This window comes from Komagataeibacter saccharivorans (assembly GCF_003207825.1).
In the GTDB taxonomy this organism is placed as follows: Bacteria; Pseudomonadota; Alphaproteobacteria; order Acetobacterales; family Acetobacteraceae; genus Komagataeibacter; species Komagataeibacter saccharivorans.
Window position 1 is genome coordinate 1 of record NZ_NKTY01000055.1, and the last position, 5,298, is coordinate 5,298.

The following is a 5,298-nucleotide window of genomic DNA, read 5'->3' on the forward strand; positions in this document are numbered from 1 at the left end:
CGCCTCCATGAACTCCTGCCCTGGCATTGGAAACCCATTGCTCAAGGCGAGAATAACGTCGCTGCCTGATCACGCCCGCGTCTCTCGCCGGATGGTTACGCCGGATCAGTCGCCCGTGGCGGTCCTCTGGGCTGGCACCAGCGGGGAAGGATTTGGATAACGACCATCTGCCCCCCACAGCATGGGCAGGGCGGTGGCGTGACCGGTCCGGACTCCTGGACTTCCGCCGCTGGTGTGGGGATGACATTCAGCAGGTCCCGCGCCCGGGCGAGACTGGCCTTGCGGTTGGAACTGGCCAGCAGGCCGTAATGGCGGATGCGATGAAATCCCCGTGGCAGGACATGCAGCATGAAGCGGCGAATGAATTCATCCGTGCCAAGCGTCATGACCTGCTGCTGATGCGCGGTATCCCGGCGGTAGTCCTTGTACCGGAACGTCACGCCCCTTTCGTCGAACGCGAGGAGGCGGCGGTTCGAGATGGCGACGCGGTGGGTATAGCGTGACAGATAGGCCAGCACCGCTTTTGGACCGGCAAACGGTGGCTTGGCGTAGACGACCCAACGCCTGCTGCGCACAGGGGCGAGATACCGCAGGAAGGCACGGCGGTCTGCCAGAGGGGCAAGCTGCCCCCGGAAGGCCAGCCGGTCAGCATCGAAAAGCGCAAGTAACCGGGTGAGGAACAGACGACGAAACAGCTTGCCCAGCACGCGAACGGGCAGGAGGAAGGCCGGGCGCGACGAGATCCAGCGCTGGCCATCGGGCGACAGGCCGCCGCCCGGCACGATCATGTGCACATGGGGATGGTGGGTCAGCGCCGACCCCCAGCTGTGCAGCACGGCAGTGATGCCGATGCGGGCACCCAGATGCCGGGGATCGGCGGCGATCGTCATCATCGTCTCCGAGGCGGCCTGGAACAGCAGGGCGTAGAGAACGGCCTTGTTCTGCAGCGCGATGTCGGCGATCCGCGCTGGCAGGGTGAAGACGACATGGAAATACCCGACCGGCAGCAGATCGGCCTCCCGCTCGGCCAGCCATGTCCGTGCGGCGTTCCCCTGGCAGCGCGGACAATGGCGGTTGCGACAACTGTTATAGGCAATGCGCCAGTGTCCGCAGTCCCCACAGGCCGCGACATGGCCACCCAGGGCTGCCGTGCGACAGTGCTCTATCGCCGACATGACCTTGAGCTGCTGTAGGGGAAGACGTCCGGCATGGGCTGCCCGCCAGGCAGGACCGGCAGCCCGAAAGATATCGCCAAGTTCGAGCGAGGCGGACATGACCGTGCCCACCGAAGCTCGGGGATCAGCCGTCGGGCCTCGCCTGCGCCGTCGCCAGGGCCCCCAATGTGTCGAGCGGGCTGATCACCGCCCGCACAGTGCGGGTAGCGACCCTTGTATAGAGCGCTGTGCTGTCGAGACGGGCGTGACCCAGCAGGGCCTGGATCACGCGGATATCGACGCCATCCTCCAGCAGGTGCGTCGCAAAACTGTGCCGCAATGTATGGGGACCGACCCGTTTGCAGATCGACGCGGCATCGGCCGCGGTGACGACCACACGATGTAGTTGCCGGGTGCAGATGGGCCTCATCGCGTTCTGGCCGGGAAACAGCCAGCCCTGCGGATGCATCACGCCCTGCTGGCGGCCGAGTCTCCACCATTCCCGCAGCAGGGGCAGGAGGTCTGCCGGCAGCATGGCGTTGCGGTAACGACCCCCTTTGCCCCGCTCGACCCGCAGCAGCATGCGCGCGCTGTCGATATCGCTCACCTGGAGAGCGGCCACCTCGGCGACGCGCAGGCCCGCCCCATAGGCGACCGAGAGCGCCACCTGGTGCTTGAGGCAGGTGGTCGCATTGAGCAGGCGGGCAACCTCATCGCGGCTCAGCACGACGGGCAGGTTGCGGGGATGTCTGGTGCGAACCAGCTTGCGCGCAAGATCAGGTCGGTCGAGCGTGTAGGTGAAGAAAAATCGCAGCGCCGACACGATACTGTTCATCGTCGGTATCGGCAGGCCTGCCTCGTGCTGCTCGATTTGGAACTGACGGACCTCCTCCGCCGTCGCCGTGTGCGGAGAACGGCCCAGATGGGTCGCAAAACGACCGACGTCACGGATATAATTGCGCTGCGTCTCGCGTGAGAACCCCCGCATTGTCATGTCGTCGATCAGGCGCTGGCGAAGAGGGCTGATCGCGCCTACAGAAATAAGCTCCGTCATCATCTGGCTCCTTGTGTTGGACACAAGCCAGAGTGCGGCGGATCATCAGGCCAGCTTCAAATAAAACACCTCTCTCACGCCGTGGTGACAGACAGCCACGCTACACCATTCCCGCGCAGCGGGTTCGTTCTACCCCCCCCAACACAGCCTATTGTCGGTTCAGTGAACGGCAGCAGACAGACATTAGTCTCCTCGTGTAGAACATAGACATACGAAAAGGGCTGCACTGGACTGTCATTTCCCGGTGATCTTGACCCCGATAACGTCGGCAAGATCGACAAGTGCGCTGTATGTGGGAGCATCCGTCACGATGTCGACGGACGGAGCGATGCTTTGGAGCGGGGACGGCGGCAAGCGATCTCCAAACAATATGATCGCGCTGGCCTTGTCATCCTGCTTGGACACCCATTCGAGCCCGTGCACGTCGGGACATTGTTCGTGGACGGCCTCGGCCCAAAGTCTCGTCTGCGGGTAGATGTCCTTTTCGCTATCGATCAGGTCCGCCCGTGGAATACCGAGCTTTCGAAGCGCTTTGCTGCTGAGATCCGCCAGCGTCAGGTCACTTGATGGAACCAACTGTGAGTGTTGGTGTCCTCGAAGCTTCCGTTTGGCCACTGATTTGAGACCAGGTGCGTGCGGAACGTCGTGGAACACGGTTTCCATCGCGGCGCACTCGAAGGTCGTGCCGCCGTAGATTGTCGAAATCGAGGTGCCACTCGCGTCGGAGATCGGGCTGAAACGTGCGTTTCCGTTGGGCCCTGGGTTGAACTGATCTGCGCTGTACAGCTCGGGGTGTATCCGGTGGATCGTGGTGCTCGCCGGCCATGTCTTCCGCGTCACGAGCTTTCCCAAATCAGCACATGGTGCGGGAATCGTTCGAGGCGCCGGCACTTCCGCACCAGCAGAATCCGATTTCATTTTTGCCGAAGTTCTCCGGGATCTTGCAGGCGTTGCGGGCCCGGGCCCGCTCGCGACAGAGCCTTTTTTAGCCATGCAACACACCAGCGATCTCGTCTTGTGCTGCTTCGAGCACGCGCTCCGGAACGCTCGTCAACAAGTCCTTGGGACATGCGCCGCCAAGGAAGCTGTTCGCCGATGCGAACCAGATCGCAATATCCCAACCATCGAGTTGCTCGCCGAAAGCGTGAAGTATGGGAGCGAGTTCATCGATGGGCCTAAATTGCCTTTCGACATCTAGCGCGTAATCGGGGAAGAGGTCTGCCCCCTGGTGGCGGATGGCGAAGATACGGCCTTCGCGCTTCCATTTGTTAGGCTGCGCACTCGCATTGCGACCGACAAAACCAGCCAACTCCGACAGTTGTGCAGCGTTGATCCATTCCGCGGACTCCAGAACTGCCTTGCGGGCCTCCGCGTTCATGCGGGCCTCAACGAGCAGGTGCTTTGGCGGCGAAACCGTCGGCGTGAGAGCGTCGACGAGCTTCTCAAGGGTAGCCGTATCACGGGCCACAAGTTTGCGTAAGATGATCGGTGCGATAAGCCGCATCGTTTCTTCGAATGCACTCGTCGTGCTTTTACTGGCGTGTTCTAGCAAAAAGGCGACGATCTGGCCGTTATCGACACCCTTCAAGCGCTCGCGAACCTCAATGGCCGGTCCTGCGAGCGGCTCGACACTTGGAAAAGAGAGCTCTGATATCGCAGCCATGATTTGTCCTCCGGCTATCATGACTATCTATGTAGCATTATATTCGACATATTCAATGGGTCAGATCATCCTCTCACCGCCCCCCCGAAACCGCGCTGGCAGATTTCGGGGGCGTCCAATCAGCCTTTAAACGGCTAACTTGGGCGCGAAGCGGTCGTTGCACGTGGTTGAGTTGAACGGCAGGAAACATCGTCGCGCGCTCCCAAAGCGGTCTGTCTGCTCACTCCCAAAGCAGCCGTGAAGACGCCGCTTGAAAGCCGCCACTGCTCCGTGTATATGCAATGGATATATACGGAGCATCACATGCATTACCATCGCCAGCTGGATGCCTCGCCCCCGCGTGAGGCCAAACTCTTTCGGAACAACAAGAGCCAGGCGGTTCGCATTCCGGTCGACTTCGAGCTTCCCGGTGAGCGGGTGCTGATACACCGGGAGGGGTCACGGCTAATCATCGAACCTGTGCCTGGAAAGCGTTTGTTGGCCGTCCTTGCTGAACTGGAGCCACTACCACCCGAAGACGCTTTTCCCGATGTCGACAGCACACTTCTGCCGGCGCGGGACATCGACCTGTGACCGCGCTCTTCATGTTGGACACCAATATCATCTCTGATCTGGCCCGGAATCCTCAGGGTATGGTCGCTCGACATATCGTGTCTGTCGGTGACGACGCGATATGCGTCAGCGTCATTACCGCCGCCGAACTTCGTTATGGCTGCGTGAAGAAGGGCTCGCCGAAACTGATGGCGCAGATCGAGGCGATCTTGGAGAACACCACCGTGCTCGCCCTTGAGCTCCCTGTCGACGCTGAATACGGCCGCATCCGGGCGGATCTCGAGGCGGCCGGAACGCCGATCGGCCCGAACGATCTCTTAATTGCCGCTCATGCTTGTGCCGTCGGCGCGGTACTCGTCACCGCCAACACTGGTGAGTTCGAGCGTGTATGTGGCCTGAAGGTCGAAAACTGGCTCGCCACTGCGTAGCGAGTCCAGCAAAGGAGGAACGAGTGCTGAAGGACGTTACGGCAGATCTTAACGGTATCTTGGCGGCACACGCCGAGGTACAGGCAGCGCTCTCGTTTATCATTGCGTCGCCGCTACTGGGGCGCGAAACGCTCTCTGCAGTGCTCGGCGAAGTCTCGGAGCATGTGATCGCGCGATTCATCGGTGGAGCTCGAGAGGCACGCGGTAATAACGGTTACGATTTGCGTGGCCCCGCGAACGAAAAAATTGAGGTGAAAGCACGTCAGCTCAGTCGCTACGGAGCCAATCTAAAATTTGACCCTCTTTGCAGGCCCGCAAGCTCCGGCGTTCAGGCCGGAGATAGGGCCGTTCCGGCGTTTCAATCTGGCGTTCTCTGCTGCTCGATATACTGCCGGATGATGGACAGGGGCGCACCGCCGCATGAGGCTGCAAAATAGCTGGGCGACC

General features: G+C 61.1%; 7 protein-coding genes. 2 read left to right on the top strand and 5 right to left on the bottom strand.

Annotated elements, in window-relative coordinates:
- Nucleotides 1-95: 95 nt before the first annotated feature.
- From CFR79_RS15010 to CFR79_RS15025, 4 genes are all read right to left on the bottom strand, one after another.
- Nucleotides 96-1,274 carry an IS91 family transposase gene (locus CFR79_RS15010; protein WP_110548429.1) on the bottom strand — a complete coding sequence of 393 codons (1,179 nt, stop codon included), beginning with the start codon at nt 1,272-1,274 and terminating at the stop codon, nt 96-98.
- 25 nt (nt 1,275-1,299) lie between these two features.
- On the bottom strand, nt 1,300-2,211 hold the full coding sequence (locus CFR79_RS15015; RefSeq protein ID WP_110548424.1) for a tyrosine-type recombinase/integrase: 912 nt from the start codon (nt 2,209-2,211) through the stop codon (nt 1,300-1,302).
- A gap of 231 nt (nt 2,212-2,442) precedes the next feature.
- On the bottom strand, nt 2,443-3,126 hold the full coding sequence (locus CFR79_RS15020; protein WP_110548425.1) for an RES family NAD+ phosphorylase: 684 nt from the start codon (nt 3,124-3,126) through the stop codon (nt 2,443-2,445).
- A 67-nt stretch (nt 3,127-3,193) separates the two neighbouring features.
- Nucleotides 3,194-3,871 (bottom strand): hypothetical protein, encoded by a 678-nt coding sequence (locus tag CFR79_RS15025; RefSeq protein WP_110548426.1) that lies wholly within the window; start codon nt 3,869-3,871, stop codon nt 3,194-3,196.
- Nucleotides 3,872-4,174: 303 nt separating this feature from the next.
- Between CFR79_RS15025 and CFR79_RS15030 the strand changes: the two genes are divergently transcribed.
- A complete protein-coding gene (locus CFR79_RS15030) occupies nt 4,175-4,444 on the top strand; it encodes an antitoxin (protein WP_110548427.1) in 270 nt (89 codons plus the stop codon).
- Nucleotides 4,441-4,851: a type II toxin-antitoxin system VapC family toxin gene (locus tag CFR79_RS15035; RefSeq protein WP_110548428.1), complete on the top strand. Its 411-nt coding sequence runs from the start codon at nt 4,441-4,443 to the stop codon at nt 4,849-4,851. Before CFR79_RS15030 ends, CFR79_RS15035 begins: the two co-directional genes overlap by 4 nt.
- 358 nt (nt 4,852-5,209) lie before the next feature.
- Here CFR79_RS15035 and CFR79_RS15040 read toward each other — a convergent pair.
- A partial coding sequence (locus CFR79_RS15040; protein WP_181417457.1) for a transposase occupies nt 5,210-5,298 on the bottom strand: 89 nt, incomplete at its 5' end.

Bases quoted from the DNA above. Each gene is read 5' to 3' on its own strand.
- CFR79_RS15030 (WP_110548427.1), top strand. From the start codon at position 4,175: ATGCATTACCATCGCCAGCTGGATGCCTCGCCCCCGCGTGAGGCCAAA.
- CFR79_RS15015 (WP_110548424.1), bottom strand. From the start codon at position 2,211: ATGATGACGGAGCTTATTTCTGTAGGCGCGATCAGCCCTCTTCGCCAG.
- CFR79_RS15025 (WP_110548426.1), bottom strand. From the start codon at position 3,871: ATGGCTGCGATATCAGAGCTCTCTTTTCCAAGTGTCGAGCCGCTCGCA.
- CFR79_RS15010 (WP_110548429.1), bottom strand. From the start codon at position 1,274: ATGTCCGCCTCGCTCGAACTTGGCGATATCTTTCGGGCTGCCGGTCCT.
- CFR79_RS15020 (WP_110548425.1), bottom strand. From the start codon at position 3,126: ATGAAATCGGATTCTGCTGGTGCGGAAGTGCCGGCGCCTCGAACGATT.